We start from the raw sequence: 20,944 nt of genomic DNA on the forward strand, positions 1-20,944 counted from the left end.
GTATCCCGATGTCGCTTCTTGTTGGCTTCAATCACCCTTCATAAACTCCTCATTGCACAGGTATTTTCCCTAGAAAGCTTTAACTCAAATCTAGCTGCATGCGATCTAGTCATCAACCAATTTAAATAAACGTTAACCAGTTTGCAGTTTGAGTTAAAAACTTCTGGCATAATTGGTTTACAAATTTTTACTGTATGAGCCAAAATGCTGTTTAGAAATACTCTATTACTTGCTGCCACTAGCCTGGTTTTTTCCCTTCAAGCTAAAGATTGGGCAGACTACGACGTACCTGCAGACCCTGGATTTGGAAATACTTGGGAGTTAATTGACGCCTTTTCTGACGATTTTAACTACCAAGGAAAAAACCAACAATTTAGTGAAAAATGGAACGACCATTACCACAATGCTTGGACTGGCCCAGGCTTAACCATATGGAGTTCTGAGCACTCTGATGTAGTAGACGGAAAGCTGGTAATTAAAGCCGCCAGAAAACCAGATACCGATAAGGTTCACCTAGGTGTAGTAACTTCTAAAACGCCAATCATCTACCCAGTGTACATGGAAGCCAAAATTAAAGTGGCTAACCAAGTGCTATCGTCTAACTTTTGGTTATTAAGTACCGATGACAAGCGCGAGCTAGATATACTGGAGATATACGGCAGCGATCGCGCCAACCACCACAAGCATTCTCGCCATGCTAATACCAACTACCATGTATTTATTCGTGACGAAGAAAGCAACGAAATTATCCGAGATATAGGTTCTCAACAGCATCACTTTTTACCAAACGAAGCGCCATATCGCGATAACTTTCATCGCTTTGGCGCATACTGGATAGATCCATGGAATGTCGAGTTTTACATTGATGGACGTTTAGTTCGTCGCTTAAACAAAACGTCACTTAAAGACCCAGAAAATCTTGGCCTAGACCGTGAGATGTTCATGATCATCGACATGGAAGATCACGACTGGCGCTCAAGTGTTGGTCACATCGCTAGCGATGAAGATTTAGCCGATGAAACTAGAAACAAGATGCTAGTGGATTGGGTACGTGTCTACGTGCCAGTAAAAGCCGATGCAAGCCAGCAGGAACTTGGCCCGGTAAAACTCCCGACCGATACAGCTGGTTTAAGCTTGCGCCACAGCACCAAGTGTTTTGAAATTAGAAACCCTCGCTCAGAAAAAGGCGCGCGTTATCGCCAAAGCTACTGCAGCCATCGTGGCCAACAGCAGAAGTTTACTTTTACCGAGCAAGTGAGTGAACAGGGCCAACAAGTCAGCATCAAAAACACCGCAAATGATTTTTGTGTTGCAGCACGAGAAGGCAAACAAGACTTACGCCAACAACGCTGTGATGAGCAATCGGCTGCCCAGTCTTGGCTATTATCAAACAAAGGCCACAATTGGTTCAGCATTAAAAACCTCGCCACTGGTGAATGCCTAGAAATGGCGAAAGGCTCTAAGAAAAATGGCAAAAACTTGTCATTGGGTGAATGTGATGGCTCAGAACATCAAAGCTTTAAATTCGTAAATTAATGGGAAGGCTAGCCGACCAGCTAGCCATTTACTTCGCTTAAACAATAGGTTGTTCATGAATAATTATCAGATGTACATCAATGGTAGCTGGCTAGATGCAAAATCAGGAGCACGCGCCGAGGTACTTAACCCTTCAACTGAAGAAGTTATCGCCACTGTCGCTAATGGCGATGAAACCGATGCTGAGCTAGCCATGAGCGCAGCAGTAGCAGCACAAAAGCAATGGCGTAAGCTACCTGCTCGCAAACGTGCTGAAAAACTGTATGAGTTAGTGGCAGAGATTAAAGCTAACCGTGACTTCTTAGCCGAGCTGCTTGTGCAAGAACAAGGTAAGTTACTAAAAGTGGCCCGCATGGAAGTGGACGTAACCTGCTCGTTTATTGAATACGCCTGCGAATGGGCTCGCCACATTGAAGGTGACATTGTTGAGTCTGACAACCCTGACGAGCACATTTGGATCCACAAGGTGCCGCGTGGTGTAGTGGTAGCGATTACAGCATGGAACTTTCCACTAGCGCTAGCTGGTCGCAAAATTGGCCCAGCCTTAGTGGCGGGTAATGCGATTATTGTTAAGCCAACTACCGAAACACCATTAGCAACACTTGAACTAGCAAAACTGGCCGACAAAGTTGGCTTGCCAAAAGGTTTGTTAAACGTAGTGACGGGCCCAGGTCGCTCTTTGGGCGATGCACTGGTTCGCCACCCAAAGACCGCCATGGTATCAATGACTGGAAGTACTCCAGCTGGCCAAGCCATTGTGCGGGCAGCCTCAGACAACCTCGCTCATGTACAACTAGAGCTAGGCGGCAAAGCGCCCTTTATCGTGCTCGACGACGCTAACATAGATGCGGCAGTAGACGCAGCGCTAAACTCTAAGTTCGATAACTGTGGTCAAGTATGTACTTGTAACGAACGTTTATATGTTCACGAAGCCATCTACACCGAGTTTATGGACAAATTGCTTGCCAAGGTGAAAGCCATAAAGGTTGGTGACCCAATGAACGAAGATAGCGACATGGGGCCCAAAGTAAGCGCTAAAGAGCTAGCCAATATGGAAGCCATGGTTGCTAAAGCCATAGAAGAGGGTGCCACCTTAGTCACTGGTGGTAAACGCTTAAGCGGCGAGGAGTTTGAAAAAGGCTACTGGTTTGAACCCACCGTGTTTACCGACGTAACCCAAGAGATGAGCCTCGTTCATGAAGAGATCTTTGGCCCTATTTTGCCCGTAGTTAAATTTACTGAGTTTGATGAAGTGATTAACTATGCCAACGACTCTGAGTACGGTTTGTCGGCGATGATCTTCACTGACCGAATCAAACTAGTGATGGACTTAGTAAACGACCTTGAATGCGGAGAGATATATGTAAACCGCGGTCATGGCGAGCAACATCAAGGCTTCCACAATGGCTACAAACTAAGTGGCTCCGGCGGTGAAGATGGCAAATATGGTTTTGAGCAATACCTAGAGAAGAAAACCTTCTACGTAGATTTCTCAAAATAACACTCTTTTCTTAGGAAGTGAGCAAGCAACTTATTAGCAGTGAGTTGCTTGCTACCCGCAGTTTTGAAAATGGAGACCGCAATACCCAATAGCAATAATAATTAAACGCAAATACCAAGGGGATACTATGCTCTATATCGGATTCTTTTTAAGCTTAGTAATGATCTATTTAGGCGTGTTAGAAATCATTCAGCGGCAACGTGAACACTCATAATTATGCCTCCGCTGCTTTAGGAACGTAGCCAACAACACCGCTATAAAAAGATTAGTGCGGGTTAAGAGCAAGATACTCACTCAACTAAATATTAAGGATAGTTGGACAAGCATTACCCTTCTCACTAATTTTACTCTAAACCCATGATATGCGATGCTTTAATGCGCTGGCATTACCATGGAAAATGGCTGAATGAATGTGATAGAAAACAACACCCTCGCAGTGATAGTTCCGCAAATTCAGCTACAACTTGGCTACCAAGTTGTTGAACTTGGCCACTCATACTTCACCACCCAAAGCTTGGTCTCAATTGAAGATTTTCATCACCTTGCAGATTTAATGGAAGGAAATATAGAAGGCCCGCTAAGCAGTCGATTTAGCCAAGAATATATGGCTTTAGCCGTATTAGGTGCTATTCACTATTGGCAACAAAGCAAGCAGTTAGAACCTGATGACCTAAATACCGCCAAGCACTTATCCACTAAGCTAGGCGACTATCTAAACTCGTTAAGCCAAAAACGAAAAGAGAGTGAAAATCTTTCACCACCAGCGCCAGATCAGGCCAATATAGGCGAATATTACTGCCTGTTTGAATTTGCCGATGGCTGGCAAATAAAAGTAGGTAAGTGCAGCTCAAAGCAAGCCTTCGGTATTTACTTTGTTTGCCCGCTAGTCTGCGATGTGGAGCCGCCGCTAGCGTATATGCTGCAACAGATTAATGCCCACACTCAAGCTCTCTCCATTGCCCCACTTAACGAAGCTGAAGTTAAACCGCGTTTGCGACAAGTACTTAGCAATTGGCTAGCACAATTTAGCCTGCAGCATCCTCAAGCACTGCAATCATATACGGAATGGGAGTTTGAAGAGCTGAGTCTCACCGAGCAAGCTTTGTGCGAAGTGTATTGCCAAGCACAGTCTTTGAAAGAGGCCCTCATCTAACTCGCTGCCTATTGGTTTGTTCGATGAAGTTACGCCTATTTTGATAACTTGATTAATATAATCGAACACTTTGTCTTAAAAAAGTCATAAATCTTACCTAAGCTGCTTGCAGTTAACCGCTTAAGTCGGTAACTATGGTTTATTATCAAACCAGTTGTTAGTTCCACTACGATTAAGGAATGCTATGCAAATTCGCCCTATTCATGAAGAAGACGCGGTTGACGTGGCCATGCTGGCAAAGCAGCTAGGCTACAACCCAACGGCACAAACTGTACTACCTAATATTCACGCTATTTTAGAAAACCCTGCCCACCAAGCCTTTGTTTACCTTAACGAGCAAGAGCAAATAGTAGGTTGGGTGCACGTATTTGTTGCCTTGCGTTTAGGCTCGCTACCCTTTGCCGAGATTAGCGGCATGGTGGTAGATCAAGACTCACAAAATCAAGGCATTGGCCGGGCACTTGTTAAACAATGCCGTCATTGGGCAACGAGCCGCGGCGTAGGCGAAATTAGAGTACGTTGTGACTCTACCCGCGAACAAGCAAATCAGTTTTACCAGCACATCAAATTTAAACAGCGTAAAACACAACGGGTGTTTGTGCGCGATCTGTAGCTGTTCCTTAAACTAGCTTATGGTAATATTCCGCTGATTTTTCCTTTTGATAAAGAGACGGTTATGACTACAGCTATTATTGGTGCAATGGAACAAGAAGTGGTAGCACTTCGCGAAATGATCGATAACTGTGATACCTATAGTTTTGCTGGTTGTGAATTTTATAGTGGTGAAATTAACCAGCACCCAGTAGTAGTAACCCGCTCAGGCATCGGCAAAGTAGCTGCCGCCATTGCCACTACCGTGTTACTGCAACGCTACCAGCCAACTCAAGTGATCAATACTGGCTCTGCCGGTGGTTTTGACCCCGCTTTAAAAGTAGGCGATGTGGTTATCTCTAACGAATTACGCTATCACGATGTAGACCTTACAGCCTTTAGTTACGAAATGGGCCAACTGCCTGCTAACCCAGCCGCCTATAAAGCTGACGCTAAGCTTATCGAGATTGCCGAACAGGCTGCTAAGCAGCTTTCAGGTCATCAAATTGTGCGTGGTCAAATCTGTACTGGCGATATTTTTATGGCTGACCCTGAACGTGTCGCTAAAGCCCGTGCCGACTTCCCAAATATGACCGCGGTAGAAATGGAAGGCGCCGCTATTGCGCAAGTTTGTCATCTCGCCAAAGTGCCATTTGTAGTGGTTAGAGCGCTGTCGGACATTGCAGGTAAAGAATCTCCATCGTCATTTGATGAATTCTTAGAAACAGCAGCCAAGCACTCTACTGCCTTGGTACTAGCCATGTTACAGAAGCTAACTGACTAATGGACGAAAGCTCCTGGCTGTGGCTTAGCCTCAGCCTGCCCTTTTTGGGTATTGCCTTAGAACGTTTAATACCAGGCCGCGGATTTGGTCAGGTAATGCTGCTAGTTCGTTGGTTTGCCGAGCAACTATCAATAAAAGTAAATCGCAGCGGCAATGGTCCTCGCCAGCAGCGCATTGCAGGCGGTTTGGCTTTACTGGCAATTTTACTGCCTCTAAGCCTAGGCTTAGCCTTGTTTAACCAACTTAATCCCCTCACCGTGTTAGTAGACAGTTTACTGCTACTTTGCTTGCTTCAATGGCAAGCCCCAATGCACAGTTATCATCGCATTACTCACCTTCTCAACAAACATTTGCACAAACCCGCCCGCAACATTTTACGCCCTTGGGTATTACGCGATTGCGAAAGTTTGTCTGCGGTTGGCGTGGCTAAAGCGTCTGCTGAAATGCTATTGCTTAGGCTAGCGGCCAATTGGTTTGGGGTGATTTTTTGGTTTATGTTGGCAGGCATTGTACCGGCCTTAATCTACCGCATCGTTACCGAGTTACACTTTGCTTGGAACCCTAAACTCGTGCAATTTCGCCAGTTTGGTCATACAGCAAGTCGCTTCTATCAGCTATTTAGCTACCTGCCCTTCCAACTATTAGCATTGATTATCTGTTGTTACGGCAAACTCTCTCGTAACAGGGCCGCGCTTAGTGAAGGCTTCCGTTGGCCTTATATCGGCAGCGGTAAGCTGATTAGCGTAAGCGCAAGTAGCTTACAAAGTGAGCTAGGTGGACCTCGCCATTACCAACAGCAAAAAGTTGAACAAGCCCGCTTTGGCCCAAGCCAGCAATACCCAGAAGCGGCTGAGTTAGACAGACTTGCCTTAAAACTCAATATGAGTGCGCTACTGTATCTACTTATTCTTAGTCCAATCTACCTTGCGCGTGTTATCTATCTTTAAGGCTAAAAGAGCCATTACCGTTAAGCTCATCGTCGTATTGTTAGCGACCTTTTTCAGCACTTCGCTTTACGCTAAACCGCAACGCATTATCTCCTTAGCCCCACATTTAACCGAGCAAGTTTACGCCCTAGGTGCCGGTGATAAACTGATTGCCACAGTAGATTATGCCGATTATCCAGAAGCCGCTAAAGCGCTGCCACGCATTGGCAATTATCAATACATTAGTCTCGAAAGCATCATTTCTTTAAAGCCCGATTTAGTTTTGGTCTGGCAACAAGGAAATCAGCGAGGTTTGTCGCAAAAACTACGCGCCTTAAACATTCAGGTATTTGTGTCTAAACCCAAACGGCTAGACACCCTACCTAAACAACTGGCAGAGCTGGGTAGTATTTTAGGTGAGCAAGAAACCGGACAACGCTTAAGCCAGTTTGCCGAGCAACAGCTAGCTCAATTGGCGCAGCAGTATCAATCTAAAAGCAAAGTGAGTGTGTTTTATCAGATGTGGCACACGCCGCTGCGTAGCATTTCTGCAAAAAGCTGGATTGATGATGGCATTCGCTTATGTGGCGGGGAAAATATTATGGCCGAAGCGGTGGCACCCTACCCATTGCTATCAGAAGAGTGGGTACTAGAAGCTGATCCTCAAGCCATTATTATTGCCCAATGGCAATTTGAACACTCTTGGAAGCAATGGCCACAGCTTCAAGCCGTGCAGCAACAACACATTTACCATCTAGACCCAGATAAGGCCCATCGCTTAACACTTCGAACTCTAGAGAGCCTAAAGCAACTTTGTAGCATGCTGGAAAAAAGCCGAAAAAAAACCCACCCAGATAAACTGAGTGGGACGAGAGCATATACGAGTGAAGAAAAATCTTCGATATAAGTAATGAAAGTGTTGTGCCAGTTTTAAGCAAGCTAAAGATCTTATAAAATTTTCGACAGACAACCCCCCCCCTAAAGAGGTATTTGATATTTTATGTCGCTTTACCTTTTTTTAGTCCCAAACAAACCAACAAATATGCTTTAGTCATTCGATAAGCCCTCGCACAAGCAAAAGTTACTGATTCAATCGCTTGCACTACTATTAATCAGCTTGCGCCAATTTGGTCAGCAACTGCTCTGTAGCCTATTTAGCTCACGGCTTACGCCGCTGAATCTGGCATTATTACTAGCATCTGGCTACAATCGCGGTAATCACTGTGTTTGTATGTTGGAAGTAGATTGCAAAGCTTATTACCTAAACGTCATCGTCGACTGTTGTTTGTTGCCATAATGCTGGTAATAGCCGCACTGCTCATCCCGAGTGAAAAAAAGTCGGTGAGTGCTAGCCAGCGACAAACTATCGATCTTTCGGCCAAGGCCAACAACATCCAAGAAGTGCGACCAACAGACTCCACCAGCACCAACGAGCCCAGCTTAGACAAGCTACAATCTACAGCCATTCAGCATGAGCAAGTAGAAGAGAAAACACCAGCTAGCCAACCCGCTGTTGAACAAGTAGCAGAGCTTTCTCCAAACCAAGCGGTTGAGCAAACAGAAGAGCAACACTTAGCCATAGATACTGCTGCTAAATCCCCTGCCGCAGCAGCTAATACAGCAAACGAAATCGCCCAAACTGTTGATGAATCAACTTCATTAGATCCGCAAACTAGCGCTACCGATAATACCGTAAAGGTCAGCGATGCCGCCGAGTTAATCGCGCAACTGCAGCAAGGCAAAGAACTTAACCTTGGTGTTCGTTATCCCCTGCAACTGGAGATAGAACCGCAACAAGCCCTCGAAGAACCCGAGCACTTCTACACCCTTAAACGCCAAACCGTTAAATCGGGTGACAGCATGGCGCTTATTTTCTCGCGGGTGGGTTTAAGTGCTCGTACTTTACACGACATCGACCAACTAGGCGGGGAAGCAAGAAAGCTGCGTACGGTTCACCCTGGCGATACGCTGGATTTTTATCTCGATGACCAAGATCGATTAATGGAGCTACATTATCCACAATCGAAACATCAAACACTGATTATTGAGCGAGATAAGCAAGATGGTTTCGCGGTAAAAGTCGATACCCAAGAGCTAGAAGTAAGAACTAATTTTGCCCAAGGCACCATCAATTCAAGCTTCTGGAATGCCGGTATTAGTGCTGAACTCAGTCAAGGGCAAATTATGGCGCTAGCCGCTATTTTTGGCTGGGATATCGATTTTGCTTTAGACATTCGTAAAGATGATAGCTTTATGGTGCTGTTTGAAGAGCACTACATCGACGGTCAATTTGCAGGAAACGGCGATATTATTGCCGCCGAGTTTATTAACCAAGGTGATGTATTTAGAGCGGTTCGTCACGAAGATGGCAACTATTACACCCCAGAAGGCCGCCCAATGCGTAAAGCCTTTTTGCGCGCGCCAGTTAACTTCAAATACATTAGCTCTAACTTTAACCCGCGCCGTTTACACCCAGTAACCGGCAGAGTGCGCGCTCACAACGGCATTGATTATGCGGCCAAAGTGGGAACGCCTGTGCAAGCTGCCGGCGATGGCAGGGTAACTAAATCGGGTTACAGCAAATACAACGGCAACTATGTGTTTATTCAGCACAGCAGCGCCTACGTCACCAAGTACTTACATTTGCATAAGCGCTACGTAAAAACTGGCCAGCGGGTTAAACAGGGCAAGAAAATTGGCACCGTTGGTGCGACAGGGCGAGTAACCGGTCCTCATTTACACTACGAATTTTTAGTGCACGGGGTACACAAAAACCCACGTACCGTGAAACTGCCTACATCTACGCCTTTAAAAGGTAAGCAAAAAGACATTTTCTTGCCGATTGCTAAGGCCAGAATCAAGCAGCTAGACAATACCAAGCGAGTATTGCTAGCCATGAATTAGGTAAATAAATGACAGACATTTATGTGGGCTTAATGTCGGGCACCAGCATGGACGGCGTAGACGCCGTGGTGGTTGATTTTAGCCCGCAAACACCTGCTCTGCTAGCCCATTGCCAACAGGCAATACCACAAACCTTACTTGAGCAACTACACGGTTTATGCAGCCCCGCAGCCAACGAACTAGCCACCATGGCAGAGGCTAGCGTGGCGGTTGCCCAGCTATTTGCAGCTACCGCAACTCAAGCTATTGCTCAGGCTAAACTCAAGGCTAGTGACATTGCTGTCATTGGCAGCCACGGGCAAACCATACGCCATTTTCCCGAGTTAGCCTTTAGCCTGCAAATTGGCAGCCCAAGCCACATTGCAGTACAAACCAACATTGATGTGGTGGCAGATTTTCGAAACAAAGATATGGCGCTAGGTGGCCAAGGAGCGCCGTTGGTACCAGCCTTTCATCAAGCAATATTCAGCCATGCTAATGAAGCTCGTTTTATTGTTAACATAGGTGGCATTGCCAATGTTACCCGCTTAGTTCCAGAGCAAAGCTTATTGGGGTATGACACCGGACCAGGCAATACTTTGTTAGATCAACACTTTAAACGTCATCACCCTAATGGCTCGGATTATGATGATAATGGTCAGTGGGGGAAAAGCGGCCGCTGCCAGCAAAACTTACTAGATCAAATGCTAGCAGATAAGTACTTTGCCTTAGCTGCCCCAAAAAGCACTGGTCGCGAGTATTTTCATTTAGCTTGGTTAGATAGCTTTCTTACACAGCCAGACTTTGCCCAAATAGCACCTGTAGATGTGCAATGTACCTTGCACCACCTAAGCGCTCAGAGTATTGCTCAAGAGTTATTTGATGCTGATAGGGGCAAGGTGTATCTATGTGGCGGCGGAGACAAAAATGGCTTTTTATTAGAATTGCTGACTAGGGCATTGCCTAAGTTAACACTCAGCCGCACCTCAGAATTAGGCATTCCAGAACAAGCCTTAGAAGCGATGGCTTTTGCTTGGTTAGCACGCTGTTTTAAACTACAACAAACTGGCAACGCCAGCTCGGTAACCGGAGCAAGTCGCCCAGCCATTCTTGGCGCCCTTTACCCCGCAAAATAAAAAAGGAGGGATAACATCCCTCCTTGATTCTTTGACAAGCTAGACTAACAGTCTGCAACTGCCTTGAGCTTTAAGCCCCCAAAAGCTCCTGCTCTTTCGCTTCTTCTATCGCAGCTTGTTTATCTTTGCGGCTAAACTTAGCGCCAAGCATTAACAAACACGGTGTAAGAATAAGGGTTAACAGTGTTGCGAAACTTAAGCCACCAGCAACCGCTGTAGCCAGTTGTGACCACCACTGAGAAGAAGGCGCACCTACTTCAAAGCTGCGCTCAAACACATCAATGTTCAGCTCCAATACCATGGGCATTAAGCCTAAGATGGTGGTAATAGTGGTTAACATTACTGGGCGTAAACGCTGTGCACCGGTACGCATAATAGCTTCTTGAGCAGCAATGCCTTGGCGACGCAGAACGTTGTAGGTATCAATCAACACAATGTTATTGTTCACCACGATCCCCGCTAAGGTAATTACCCCCAAACCGCTCATAATAATGCCAAATGCTTGCCCAGCGATTAACAAGCCAAGCAATACACCAATGGTTGAGAACAATACTGCCGAGAGTATTAACAAGGCTTGGTAAAAGCTATTGAATTGAGTGATAAGAATCAAACCCATCACAAATAGCGCCACCATAAACGCTCTGCCTAAAAACGCCATACTCTCTTGTTGGTCTTCATTTTGGCCACGCAGTTTAATATCAACCAAGGGATCAAGCTCAAGCTGCTTAAGTTGTTCTTGAATCTTAGGTAACTCAATACTTAAGTTTTGCCCCGCCGCTACATCGGCACTTACGGTTAGTACTTGGCGACCATCCACCTTGTTGATCACATCTTGTTTTGGTTTAGCTTCTAAGCTTACAAAATTAGTAATAGGTACTAAGCCATAAGCCGTTTTCACCCGTAACTCACTCAAGCGGCTAATACTGCGATTCTCTTCTGGAAAACGCACTCGGATCTCTAGCTCATCGTCTACATCATCGGGGCGATAATCACCAATATTTAGGCCATTAGTCACAAACTGTACGGTATTGCCTAGCAAAGTAACATCGGCGCCAAAACGAGCGGCTTTGGCACGGTCAACCTTAAGCTGCCACTCAATCCCGGGTTTGGTAGTAGAGTCCTCGGCATTAACAAAATGCGGGTTGTCATTCACCAACTCTCGAATTTTCTTGGCCATGGGTTCTAAGCGCTCGGGAAAACGAGAGCTCAACTCAAGCTGTAAATCTTTGCCTGCCGGCGGTCCCGCTTTGTCTTTACGAAACTCAATTTCTAAGCCGGCAATAGGCGCTAAGCGTGAACGCATGTCTTCAATAATTTCGTTAGCTGGTCGACGTTCATTCCAATCTTTAAGATTAACCCGAATATCCCCTAGCTGATCGCCACCTACTTTGGTGTACAAAGTATCGTAGTCTTCTAAATCAATGATGCGGCGCTCAACCTCAAGCATTACTTGTAGCTTTTCATCGGTAGAATAATCACCGTGCGAGCGAACGATAATGTTGTAACCCACTGGCTCTACTTCAGGAAAAAACTCGACCCCTTTACCAGCACTGGAATAAGCCATTATTACTGCAATCGCAATAACAATGCCCAAACCCAGCACCCGCAGCGGTGCATTTACTGCTTTGTGCAATACCCGTAAATACACACCGGTAAACCCGTCAAGGCCTTGCCATTCGCCTTTATCCGCTTTAATTAGTGCCTGTTGCTGCTTGGCAGTTAATTTACGTGGGCGACCAAAAATATTGCCCAAAGAAGGTACAAAGATTAACGCCATCACCAAGGAAGCACTTAAGGTCGCAATCAAAGTTAAGGGCAAGTAACCCATGAACTGCCCCACCATGCCTGGCCATGCCAATAAGGGAGCAAACGCCGCTAAGGTAGTTGCAGTTGATGCAATAATTGGCCACGACATGCGCTGTGAGGCCAGCGAGTATGCTTGATGGCGAGGAACGCCTTCGCTCATTTGCCTATCGGCAAACTCGGTAACCACAATGGCTCCGTCCACCAGCATTCCCACCGCCATAATCAGCGAAAACAACACCACCATGTTGATAGTAAGCCCGCCTAAAGACAGCATTAAAATACCAGCCAAAAATGAGCCGGGAATAGCTATTCCCACCAACAGAGATGAACGCACGCCCATTACCGCAATAATCACCACCACCACCAACAAGACTGCAGATAGAATGTTATTTTGCAGCTCTGACAGCATGGTGCGAATGTCTTTAGATTTGTCACCGGCGTAATCAATAATCACCGAATCTGGCCAAAATGCTTGTTCTTGAGCAATGAGCGTTTTTACCTGTTCAATGGTTTCAATCAGGTTTTCGCCGGGGCGTTTGCTCACTTCTAAAGAGATGGTGGGCTTACCGTTTACCCGCGCGTAAGTACTGGCATCTTTAAAGGTACGTCTGGCGGAGGCCACATCACCAAAGGTAACAATGCGATCACCATCTACCTTAATTGGCAGCTCAATAACATCCTTAACGTTCTCAAATACCGCAGGTACTTTTACCGCAAAACGGCCATTGCCGGTATCAAGTGTACCCGCTGTAACCAAACGGTTATTTCGGCTTACCAAGTTGTAGATATCGGCTTGGTCTAAACCGTAAGACTCCATCAAAAGCGGGTTTACCGTAATCTCCAAAAAGTCTTCACGGTCTCCACCAATGTTAACTTCTAATACCTGCTTCATGGTTTCCATTTGATCTTGCAGGTCTCGAGCAATCGTTAGTAAGGCACGTTGTGGCAAGTCACCCGACAACAACACCGTAATAGCAGGCTGTTCTGTGGCTAAGGTTACTTGATGCACCTCTGGCTCATCGCCACCGGCAGGCAGCTTAGGTTTGGCTTGATCCACCTTAGCCCGCACATCCGACAAGGCTTGGTCGATATCAACCCCAACAATAAACTCCAGCACCACCGAACCATGACCTTCACTGGCAGTGGCGGTCATTTCTTTAATGCCTTCTAAACCTTGTAATTCCTGCTCCATAGGGCGCAGTAACAAGCGCTCAGCATCTTGAGGCGAAATCCCATCGTGTGGGATCGATACGTAAATAACCGGGATCTCTACATCGGGATCCGATTCTTTAGGAATGTTGTTGTAGGTGATAATGCCGGCAACAAACAAGAACAGTAAAATAGACAGTACGGTTCGAGTTCGCGATAAAACGGCTTCAATAAAAGCGTGCATTATTCAGCCCTCTCTTGCGCTAACAACTCCGCTTTGGTGACAGGCTCAACCTTATCGCCTTCGCGCACAAAACCTTGGCCTAAAATAATCACATCGTTGTCACCACTAAAGCCAGATAACCAGGCACCGTCGGGATCTGAGCGCACTAAACTAGCAGGTACAAACTGCACTACATCATCCACAACGGTTTTAACCCCTAAATTACCTTCTTCATCTAAGGCTAATACTGCAGGGCTAACTTTAATTGCCTCTACCTCTTCAAGCGGGAAGCGCACACCGGCACTTACACCCGCCATCAACTGTTGTTTTCGATTATCTAGCAACACTTCTACTTTAAAGGTTCGGGTATTGGGATCAGACAAGGTAGCAATAAAGTCGATGGTCCCTTCAACTTCTTCTCCAGTAACCAAGTTTACGTAGGCTTTTTCACCCAAAGAAAGCTGCGAGATATCGCGCTCAGACACATCAGTACGCACCAATAGTTGCTGAGTATCGGCAAGCCTTAAGATGGGGTCACCAATACCTAGATAAGCACCCGCCTCAACAATATTTTCTTCAAAAATACCGTTGTATGGGGCTAATACCAGCGTGTTATCAATGGCTAAATTAAGCGATTTAACATTGGATTCTGCATCCACCAGCGCCGCCTTGGCCTCTGCTAAGCGCGCTTTACCTTGGAAACCTTGCTTGCTAAGAGCCTTAACCCCGGCATACTCAATGGTGCGTTGCTCTAACAAGGCTTCGGCACGCAGTAGCTGCGAACGTCGATCTTGAATATCTAAACGAGCAAGGGCTTGGCCCTTTTTAATTGGCCGACCTTCGGCAACCAAAAACTCCAACAAACGACCAGATACTTCGGCAGAGATAACACTTTGACGGCGCGCCTCTGTTTGTCCGTATAAATGTAAGCTGCGTTCAATGGTCTCGGCAGTGTAGGTTTTAACTTGCACGCGGGTTAGCTTGTGAGCGGCTTTCTCAGGTTCAGCCTTGGCTTCATCTGCATTAGTCATTTGACCAGAGAGCATCCAAAACACCACTACAGCAACAATAAAAATAGAAAGGATATATGGGCGAGCAGCAAAAAACTGTTTTACGGCAACAGACACAATCAAACACTCCCTGTCGATGATTCAAGTAAGTGAATCAGTATACAAGTTAGTGCAAACAATCTATATGCTTTGCCGAAGACTACTGACAAATTTGCTACAAAGCGTTAGCTAAGTATGAAAAATAACGAAGCCACCAGACGGTGGCTTACAAAAAGATACAATTGTATGGTGTTTTGCTAACCAGCTTAGATGCTAAATGATGAACCACAACCACAGGTTGTACTAGCATTAGGGTTGTTCACTAGGAAGCGTGAACCTTCTAGGCCGGAGGTGAAATCTACGATACCACCCACTAGATATTGCAAACTCATTGAGTCTACAACCATTGATACACCTTGTTTTTCTACTAAGGTATCACCTTCATTTACTTTTTCATCGAAGGTAAATCCGTAAGAAAAACCAGAACAACCACCGCCTGTGACATAGACACGCAACATTAGCGCTGGGTTCTCTTCTTCAGCAACTAGCTCTTTTACTCGCGACGCTGCGGCGTCGGTAAATTGAATTGGAAATGCGGCTTGTTCAGTTACAGCTTGTTCTGACACAATCTATTCCTTAAAAATGTTAACTGGCGCAGATTATCTAATACCCGAGTAATTTGTTCAAGTATTATCCTAAGAGGGTTTACCCATAGCCCTAAGCCATCACCAAGTGTTTATTCTACAGGCCAATTTTGTTTGTAAATAATCTCGGCTTTTTTGTTCCATTTATTGCCCTTAACTTTAGCGGTAAGCTCAATCCGCTCTGCTTTAAAGCCTTCGGGCAACTTAATGTCGGTATTCACTTCTTGAAAATAACGGAACTTAAACGCTAAAGGAGTGGCCTCACTTTGTAAGTCTGCCAAATTATATTGCGCTGGTTCTTGGTTCTGACTACCCACCACCACTAACTGCAGTTCCCCACTTAACCAACGCTTGTTTCGCGCTACTTGCATCAACAATACCTGCATTCGGTAATAGTTGGGGCTAAGCATGGGTTCAATGTTTAGTTGTTCAATTTTCATGCCGCCAGCTTGTTTTTCTGGGGCCATGATTTTTCTATACACCAACAGCTCTTCAGTTAAGGCAAGCTTTTGCTCGGTCAGTTGATTAATGCTTTGTTTTAACTGAGCTAACTCCGCCAAACTGGTATCTTGCTCTAGGCGCACCATCGATAAACGTTGTTGTAATACCGACTGGCTTTCAAGAGAGTTACTAAGCTGCTGTTTTAATTGGCTAATTAGTTGATCTTTTTCTTCAACAACAACCGATAAACCATACACACTGGTTAAAGCCAAGGCACCGATTAAACTTACAACTAACAACTTTGGCTTTGCCACTTTGTATACACCTGTCGCGAAAAGACGACAGTTTACCCAGATTTCCCCTCGGCAACAAACTACAGTTAGTTCTCTGCGATAGCACTAACTTTCTGCCGGTGAAACGAGTTAGATAACGTAGCCCAATTGTTTAGTTTAAATAGCTACAGCCTGCAAGCTGAACCAGCGCTCAAATGCAGCTTCTACGCATTATTACTTGGCTATAGATTATTTGTTATAGTGAGCGCAATTTACTGCCTTTGTGGCGCGTGACTCAGATTTTAAAGGATGCTTTATGTCTCGTTCAGAACAACTTTTTAGCCAAGCCCAGCAAACTATTCCTGGTGGCGTTAATTCACCAGTTCGTGCCTTTAATGGCGTAGGTGGAACACCGGTTTTCATTGAACGAGCCGACGGCGCACGCATCTATGATGCCGATGGCAACAGCTACATCGATTACGTGGGCTCATGGGGCCCAATGATTTTGGGTCATAACCACCCTGCGATTCACCAAGCTGTTGTTGATGCAGCCGCTAAAGGCTTGAGTTTTGGTGCGCCTACCGCTGCTGAAATCGATATGGCTAATCTAGTGTGCGAATTGGTGCCATCAATGGACCAAGTGCGTATGGTTAACTCGGGCACCGAAGCCACCATGAGCGCGATTCGCCTTGCTCGTGGCTACACCGGCCGTAACAAAATTCTTAAGTTTGAAGGTTGCTACCACGGCCATGCCGACTCATTGCTGGTTAAAGCGGGCTCTGGAGCATTAACCCTTGGCCAACCAAGCTCGCCGGGTATTCCAGCCGACTTTGCTCAACATACGCTTACTGCCACCTATAATGATTTAGCCTCGGTTGAAGCTTTATTTGCCGAATACCCAGAAGACATTGCTTGTATCATTGTGGAGCCAGTGGCAGGTAACATGAACTGTACCCCTCCTGTAGACGGCTTCTTACAAGGGCTACGCGCCATTTGTGATAAATACCAAGCGGTATTTATTATTGATGAAGTAATGACTGGCTTTCGAGTTTCATTAGGCGGAGCACAAGCTCATTATGGGGTAAAACCCGATCTAACTTGTTTAGGAAAAGTGATTGGCGGCGGCATGCCTGTAGGCGCTTTTGGTGGCAGCCAAAAAATTATGGATCACTTAGCGCCTGTTGGTCCGGTGTATCAAGCGGGTACTTTATCGGGTAACCCTATTGCTATGGCGGCTGGTCTAGCAGCACTTAATGCCCTAAAAGATCCTGCGGTTCATCAACACCTAAATGTAATCACTGAGCGCTTGGCCAAAGGCCTTAAAGCGGCGGCAGATCGCCAAGGCATTCCATTAACCGTTAATCAAGTAGGCGCAATGCTAGGCTTCTTTTTCACCGAAGAAAGCAGCGTGACTAACTTCGCCCAAGCTTGCGCCTGTGATGCAGAACGTTTCAAAAAGTTCTTCCACTTAATGCTGGAAGAAGGCGTTTACTTAGCCCCGTCAGCGTTTGAAGCATCATTCACTTCTTTTGCTCACAGCGAAGCAGATATTGATGCCACTATTGCTGCAGCAGAGCGTTGTTTTGCCAAGTTAAAATAAGCTGGATTGCCGCACTTGCCCAAGAGTGCGGCTTTACCTTAGCCATTCAATTTTTACTACCTGGCCGGTTTTTAGATACACCACGTATTTCTTGCCTTTAATGTTATAGAGCACACCTTCTAACTTATTGAAGTTATCGCCGCTTACTACTTCTTCATATTCAGGCTTGCCACAAGCACTAATTAACTCCAGCTTATCGGTACCCGAGCGTATCCAAGTGCCATTACAATTTATATTCGCCACTTCGGTGCCATTACCAGCTTGTACCCCAGCAGCAATAAAGCCTAACAACAAACAAATATGTTTTTTCATATCCCGACTCTTATTGATGATTTTAAAATTCACAAAATGAGTATAGTAAGCAATAACTTAGCGGGAAGAATTTTTTACTGAAGGTCGAGTCCAAAGAAAAACCATCACTGCTAACAGACATGTACCTGCGGCAATACGAGCAAACCAAGGGACCTCCATCCACAACATTAAACCCGCCGAAATAGCCACCATAAGGGTAGCACTGCACTTTGCTTTAAGGCTTACCACACCATGTTGCTGCCAATCATTTAATAAAGGACCAAAAGTGCGATGCTGCTCAAGCCAAGCAGCAAACCGAGGAGAGCTTTTAGAAAATAGAACCGCGGCTAATAAGATGAAAGGCGTAGTAGGCAGCAAAGGCAAAAAAATACCTACCGTGCCCAGCAATACCGCTAGCCATGCAATTAACAGGTAGAACACTTTCAGCATTAAACAAGCACCTTTAATAAGTAAGCAGATAGTTTACCCTGTGGCGCGATAAATAACTGCTAGTTATGACATGTAGCAAAATAAAATTAGACATCTAGACGGCTAAAGAATAAATTAACTCTGCCGCCGATTTAATCGCCAACTTGCGGGCGGCTAACAAATACCGCTAAAGCGCCTAAAGGCGCGGACTATTAATTAGGAGTTCGTCATGTTTGAAGCCGTCCAAAAAGAAACTGTTTTTCAAAGTAACACTGCCAGCAGCACTAGCAATAACGTTTATCGCTTTACCAGCAAGCGCAATAACCAGCTAAATCACCATCAGGCTGAACTAAGCCTCCCTGTAGAGTACTTTGAGCAAACCCAGTTTAGCGATCGCTGTCGTCCAGGTGCTTATGCTAATCGAACTAAGTAACTGTTCATTCTATCTAGTCAAAGTACTCGATAATTACGTTAGAATTTTTGATTGTAGAATAACAACTTGTCGAAAAATCCTGCCTTATTCTCGAGTATTTTTCCTGAGTTATTTCTGATCACTTACTGGGTGTGATTGGTATTAAACTCCCCATTAAAAAAGGCGATGTAAATCTACATCGCCTTTTTTAGTATTCTCAGTGCTTAACAAAAAGGTGATTGCACTTCGCCACGCAAGGCTTCACGCTGGCAGGTATGGCGGTCATTACCGCTAGTGCCTATTTGCACACTACCTTGCAAACTACTTGCTGGGGTAAATGAGGCTTGGCTAGCTGCGCTAAACATCAAGGCAGAACCAAACACTACACTCAATATTGCTGAACTTAATGCTTTCATCATTCTTCTCCTTCCCTAATTATTAACAAAATGGCGATTGAACTTCGCCGCGCAGCGCTTCACGCTGACAGGTATGACGGTCGATACCGCTAGTACCTATTTGCACGCTACCTTGCGCGCTATTTGCTGGGGTAAAAGAAGCCTGGCTTGCTGCACTAAACATTAAGGCTGAACCAAACACTACACTAACTAAACTGGTGGTTAACGCTTTCATCATCATTCTCCTAAAACTTATCTACTTAACAAAACGGCGACTGTACTTCGCCACGTAATGCTTCGCGTTGACAGGTATGACGGTCTATTCCACTGGTACCGATATTAGTGCTTCCTTGCGCCCCATTTAGGGGACCAACCGCCGCCTGACTCGCAGCGCTAAACATTAAGAACGAACCAAAAACTACGCTTAACATTGCTGACATAACGGCTTTCATTTTATTTCTCCTAGTAATGGCTTAACTCTGTATAGCCATGACCAAGAAGACCTAGCTGTCTACTAGGTTATTTCAAAGAAATTTAAATTTTTTTAGAAAAAAGTGAGAGAAAAAGGAAAAGTTACGGTTTTTCTAGCAGTTAGATACAGAAAAAATAAGACACGTGAGATTTAAATGCGGGGTAGAGATTAAGCGCTTAAGATTATTAAGCGCTTTTAAACAACTAAACAATCACTGAATGAAAGATTATTTAGCATTGTTGCGAGTTCGTTTATCGCTCGACTTACTTGGACAAAAACTCGCACCTGATGCACCTCTAAAACTTGAAACAGCCATAATATTTACCTCTACTACTTAAATTGTGAATGTGAAGTTCATCTGTTAACCACACAAATACTAAGGAGCAATAACGAGGCCAATTTTGATATCTTTTTTGATTAGACTAAAAATTCCAGTTTCAAGCTAATGAAAAGCCTACCAATAGTGAAAATATCTATAAAATACGCATGCATTTAGTTTTTTATAATGAAGCCAACAAAATGAGAAGTTGTTGCACAATGCGAATGCACTCACATGTGGCGCAAAACTGCGCCACATTGCAGCAAATGCTACATTATTTAGATTGGCCGTAGCGTTGATGTAAGGCTTGATACAAGTCGTCTTGAAAACTTAATGCCGAAGCATCTAAGTTAGCCATTAGCTCAACCAAATGCTCGTTATCTTCTCTGCCATCCCACACTTTGCGGTAAGTACCTTGTTTGTATCCATTATCTTGGCGGAAGAAATTAAGCACGTTTTTGCTCACGTATTGCTGATAAAGATCCAGCCAGCTCATCTTACAATCCACCAACAAAGCCGAGAACAAGCCAATACTGGTGCGTTTAGCGGCAGCTAAACCAATAAGCAATTCAAGCTTTTCTAATAAATTAAGCTGACTAAACTGCCATTGTTTGCCATCAAACTGCACAGTGCTTTGCTCAATATTCTCGAAAATGTAAGCTTGAGCGGGAGCATGTTCGCCATCTGATTGCAGCAGTAACTCAGACAATACAAAGTGCCAAATATCTACTAGCTCCATTTGTAGCTGTTCTAGGTCGCAGTCTTGTTTCTTCCACCACTTCCAACCGTGATGCTCAATAGCTTCTGCGCCTTCAATAACTACCGCACGCAAAAATGGCGAACGAGTAGTTAGCCACTCTGGGTTCACTTTGGCGTTCATGTTGTCTTGTAGCTGCAACATAATTTGCGCTTGGTTTGCTTGTAACATTCCA

21 protein-coding genes are annotated in these 20,944 nt (G+C 45.1%); 11 read left to right on the top strand and 10 right to left on the bottom strand.

What is annotated here, in order from left to right; translation table 11 throughout:
- Window positions 1-204: 204 nt before the first annotated feature.
- The 9 genes from LQZ07_RS21240 (at window position 205) to LQZ07_RS21280 (ending at window position 10,510) form a co-directional block, all read left to right on the top strand.
- Complete coding sequence (locus tag LQZ07_RS21240) at window positions 205-1,536, top strand: RICIN domain-containing protein (protein ID WP_152784153.1); 1,332 nt, start codon at window positions 205-207, stop codon at window positions 1,534-1,536.
- Window positions 1,537-1,591: 55 nt separating this feature from the next.
- Window positions 1,592-3,037 (top strand): aldehyde dehydrogenase, encoded by a 1,446-nt coding sequence (gene aldA, locus LQZ07_RS21245; protein WP_152784151.1) that lies wholly within the window; start codon window positions 1,592-1,594, stop codon window positions 3,035-3,037.
- 406 nt (window positions 3,038-3,443) lie between these two features.
- On the top strand, window positions 3,444-4,190 hold the full coding sequence (locus LQZ07_RS21250) for a hypothetical protein (RefSeq protein ID WP_152784149.1): 747 nt from the start codon (window positions 3,444-3,446) through the stop codon (window positions 4,188-4,190).
- A 184-nt stretch (window positions 4,191-4,374) separates the two neighbouring features.
- Window positions 4,375-4,803 (top strand): GNAT family N-acetyltransferase, encoded by a 429-nt coding sequence (locus tag LQZ07_RS21255; RefSeq protein WP_016403542.1) that lies wholly within the window; start codon window positions 4,375-4,377, stop codon window positions 4,801-4,803.
- Window positions 4,804-4,866: 63 nt separating this feature from the next.
- On the top strand, window positions 4,867-5,565 hold the full coding sequence (gene mtnN, locus LQZ07_RS21260) for a 5'-methylthioadenosine/S-adenosylhomocysteine nucleosidase (protein WP_152784147.1): 699 nt from the start codon (window positions 4,867-4,869) through the stop codon (window positions 5,563-5,565).
- Window positions 5,565-6,512: a cobalamin biosynthesis protein gene (locus LQZ07_RS21265; protein WP_152784145.1), complete on the top strand. Its 948-nt coding sequence runs from the start codon at window positions 5,565-5,567 to the stop codon at window positions 6,510-6,512. The genes mtnN and LQZ07_RS21265 overlap by 1 nt, the downstream gene beginning before the upstream one ends.
- Window positions 6,496-7,398 (top strand): cobalamin-binding protein, encoded by a 903-nt coding sequence (locus tag LQZ07_RS21270; protein ID WP_194164180.1) that lies wholly within the window; start codon window positions 6,496-6,498, stop codon window positions 7,396-7,398. Before LQZ07_RS21265 ends, LQZ07_RS21270 begins: the two co-directional genes overlap by 17 nt.
- A 338-nt stretch (window positions 7,399-7,736) precedes the next feature.
- Window positions 7,737-9,395, top strand: coding sequence for a peptidoglycan DD-metalloendopeptidase family protein (locus tag LQZ07_RS21275; RefSeq protein WP_194164179.1), 1,659 nt, complete (start codon window positions 7,737-7,739; stop codon window positions 9,393-9,395).
- An 8-nt stretch (window positions 9,396-9,403) separates the two neighbouring features.
- Window positions 9,404-10,510 carry an anhydro-N-acetylmuramic acid kinase gene (locus tag LQZ07_RS21280; protein WP_152784141.1) on the top strand — a complete coding sequence of 369 codons (1,107 nt, stop codon included), beginning with the start codon at window positions 9,404-9,406 and terminating at the stop codon, window positions 10,508-10,510.
- Window positions 10,511-10,580: 70 nt separating this feature from the next.
- Here the strand turns inward: LQZ07_RS21280 and LQZ07_RS21285 are convergent, their stop codons facing one another.
- The 4 genes from LQZ07_RS21285 to LQZ07_RS21300 form a co-directional block, all read right to left on the bottom strand.
- Window positions 10,581-13,709: an efflux RND transporter permease subunit gene (locus LQZ07_RS21285; protein ID WP_152784139.1), complete on the bottom strand. Its 3,129-nt coding sequence runs from the start codon at window positions 13,707-13,709 to the stop codon at window positions 10,581-10,583.
- Window positions 13,709-14,815: an efflux RND transporter periplasmic adaptor subunit gene (locus LQZ07_RS21290; protein ID WP_152784137.1), complete on the bottom strand. Its 1,107-nt coding sequence runs from the start codon at window positions 14,813-14,815 to the stop codon at window positions 13,709-13,711. Before LQZ07_RS21290 ends, LQZ07_RS21285 begins: the two co-directional genes overlap by 1 nt.
- A gap of 188 nt (window positions 14,816-15,003) precedes the next feature.
- Window positions 15,004-15,363 carry an iron-sulfur cluster insertion protein ErpA gene (gene erpA, locus LQZ07_RS21295; RefSeq protein ID WP_016403550.1) on the bottom strand — a complete coding sequence of 120 codons (360 nt, stop codon included), beginning with the start codon at window positions 15,361-15,363 and terminating at the stop codon, window positions 15,004-15,006.
- A gap of 110 nt (window positions 15,364-15,473) precedes the next feature.
- Window positions 15,474-16,136, bottom strand: a complete 663-nt coding sequence (locus LQZ07_RS21300; protein ID WP_152784135.1) for a DUF6776 family protein — start codon at window positions 16,134-16,136, stop codon at window positions 15,474-15,476.
- Window positions 16,137-16,410: 274 nt separating this feature from the next.
- Between LQZ07_RS21300 and hemL the strand changes: the two genes are divergently transcribed.
- Window positions 16,411-17,694 (top strand): glutamate-1-semialdehyde 2,1-aminomutase, encoded by a 1,284-nt coding sequence (hemL, locus tag LQZ07_RS21305; protein ID WP_152784133.1) that lies wholly within the window; start codon window positions 16,411-16,413, stop codon window positions 17,692-17,694.
- A gap of 33 nt (window positions 17,695-17,727) precedes the next feature.
- Here the strand turns inward: hemL and LQZ07_RS21310 are convergent, their stop codons facing one another.
- Window positions 17,728-18,006, bottom strand: coding sequence for a hypothetical protein (locus tag LQZ07_RS21310; protein WP_016403553.1), 279 nt, complete (start codon window positions 18,004-18,006; stop codon window positions 17,728-17,730).
- Between the two features lie 57 nt (window positions 18,007-18,063).
- Window positions 18,064-18,435 (bottom strand): YbaN family protein, encoded by a 372-nt coding sequence (locus LQZ07_RS21315; RefSeq protein ID WP_152784131.1) that lies wholly within the window; start codon window positions 18,433-18,435, stop codon window positions 18,064-18,066.
- A gap of 208 nt (window positions 18,436-18,643) precedes the next feature.
- Here LQZ07_RS21315 and LQZ07_RS21320 point away from each other — a divergent pair, with 208 nt between their 5' ends.
- Complete coding sequence (locus tag LQZ07_RS21320; protein WP_152784129.1) at window positions 18,644-18,847, top strand: hypothetical protein; 204 nt, start codon at window positions 18,644-18,646, stop codon at window positions 18,845-18,847.
- 203 nt (window positions 18,848-19,050) lie between these two features.
- On the opposite strand, the gene LQZ07_RS21325 is transcribed toward LQZ07_RS21320, so the two are convergent.
- The 4 genes from LQZ07_RS21325 to LQZ07_RS21340 all read right to left on the bottom strand — a co-directional run bounded on the left by LQZ07_RS21325 (window position 19,051) and on the right by LQZ07_RS21340 (window position 20,940).
- Window positions 19,051-19,245 carry a hypothetical protein gene (locus LQZ07_RS21325; RefSeq protein ID WP_016403602.1) on the bottom strand — a complete coding sequence of 65 codons (195 nt, stop codon included), beginning with the start codon at window positions 19,243-19,245 and terminating at the stop codon, window positions 19,051-19,053.
- A gap of 19 nt (window positions 19,246-19,264) precedes the next feature.
- On the bottom strand, window positions 19,265-19,459 hold the full coding sequence (locus tag LQZ07_RS21330; protein WP_152784127.1) for a hypothetical protein: 195 nt from the start codon (window positions 19,457-19,459) through the stop codon (window positions 19,265-19,267).
- A 22-nt stretch (window positions 19,460-19,481) separates the two neighbouring features.
- Window positions 19,482-19,673: a hypothetical protein gene (locus LQZ07_RS21335; RefSeq protein WP_016403600.1), complete on the bottom strand. Its 192-nt coding sequence runs from the start codon at window positions 19,671-19,673 to the stop codon at window positions 19,482-19,484.
- Window positions 19,674-20,286: 613 nt separating this feature from the next.
- Window positions 20,287-20,940 carry a dUTP diphosphatase gene (locus tag LQZ07_RS21340; protein WP_016403598.1) on the bottom strand — a complete coding sequence of 218 codons (654 nt, stop codon included), beginning with the start codon at window positions 20,938-20,940 and terminating at the stop codon, window positions 20,287-20,289.
- Between the last annotated feature and the right edge of the window lie 4 nt (window positions 20,941-20,944).

It is taken from the genome of Agarivorans sp. B2Z047 (genome assembly GCF_023373605.1).
Classification (GTDB): Bacteria; Pseudomonadota; Gammaproteobacteria; order Enterobacterales; family Celerinatantimonadaceae; genus Agarivorans; species Agarivorans albus.

Excerpts from the sequence above, each read along its gene's own strand:
- LQZ07_RS21240 (WP_152784153.1), top strand. The coding sequence starts at position 205 with ATGCTGTTTAGAAATACTCTATTACTTGCTGCCACTAGCCTGGTTTTT.
- aldA (WP_152784151.1), top strand. The coding sequence starts at position 1,592 with ATGAATAATTATCAGATGTACATCAATGGTAGCTGGCTAGATGCAAAA.
- LQZ07_RS21250 (WP_152784149.1), top strand. The coding sequence starts at position 3,444 with ATGAATGTGATAGAAAACAACACCCTCGCAGTGATAGTTCCGCAAATT.
- LQZ07_RS21255 (WP_016403542.1), top strand. The coding sequence starts at position 4,375 with ATGCAAATTCGCCCTATTCATGAAGAAGACGCGGTTGACGTGGCCATG.
- mtnN (WP_152784147.1), top strand. The coding sequence starts at position 4,867 with ATGACTACAGCTATTATTGGTGCAATGGAACAAGAAGTGGTAGCACTT.
- LQZ07_RS21265 (WP_152784145.1), top strand. The coding sequence starts at position 5,565 with ATGGACGAAAGCTCCTGGCTGTGGCTTAGCCTCAGCCTGCCCTTTTTG.
- LQZ07_RS21280 (WP_152784141.1), top strand. The coding sequence starts at position 9,404 with ATGACAGACATTTATGTGGGCTTAATGTCGGGCACCAGCATGGACGGC.
- LQZ07_RS21285 (WP_152784139.1), bottom strand. The coding sequence starts at position 13,709 with ATGCACGCTTTTATTGAAGCCGTTTTATCGCGAACTCGAACCGTACTG.
- hemL (WP_152784133.1), top strand. The coding sequence starts at position 16,411 with ATGTCTCGTTCAGAACAACTTTTTAGCCAAGCCCAGCAAACTATTCCT.
- LQZ07_RS21310 (WP_016403553.1), bottom strand. The coding sequence starts at position 18,006 with ATGAAAAAACATATTTGTTTGTTGTTAGGCTTTATTGCTGCTGGGGTA.
- LQZ07_RS21315 (WP_152784131.1), bottom strand. The coding sequence starts at position 18,435 with ATGCTGAAAGTGTTCTACCTGTTAATTGCATGGCTAGCGGTATTGCTG.
- LQZ07_RS21320 (WP_152784129.1), top strand. The coding sequence starts at position 18,644 with ATGTTTGAAGCCGTCCAAAAAGAAACTGTTTTTCAAAGTAACACTGCC.
- LQZ07_RS21325 (WP_016403602.1), bottom strand. The coding sequence starts at position 19,245 with ATGATGAAAGCATTAAGTTCAGCAATATTGAGTGTAGTGTTTGGTTCT.
- LQZ07_RS21330 (WP_152784127.1), bottom strand. The coding sequence starts at position 19,459 with ATGATGAAAGCGTTAACCACCAGTTTAGTTAGTGTAGTGTTTGGTTCA.
- LQZ07_RS21335 (WP_016403600.1), bottom strand. The coding sequence starts at position 19,673 with ATGAAAGCCGTTATGTCAGCAATGTTAAGCGTAGTTTTTGGTTCGTTC.
- LQZ07_RS21340 (WP_016403598.1), bottom strand. The coding sequence starts at position 20,940 with ATGTTACAAGCAAACCAAGCGCAAATTATGTTGCAGCTACAAGACAAC.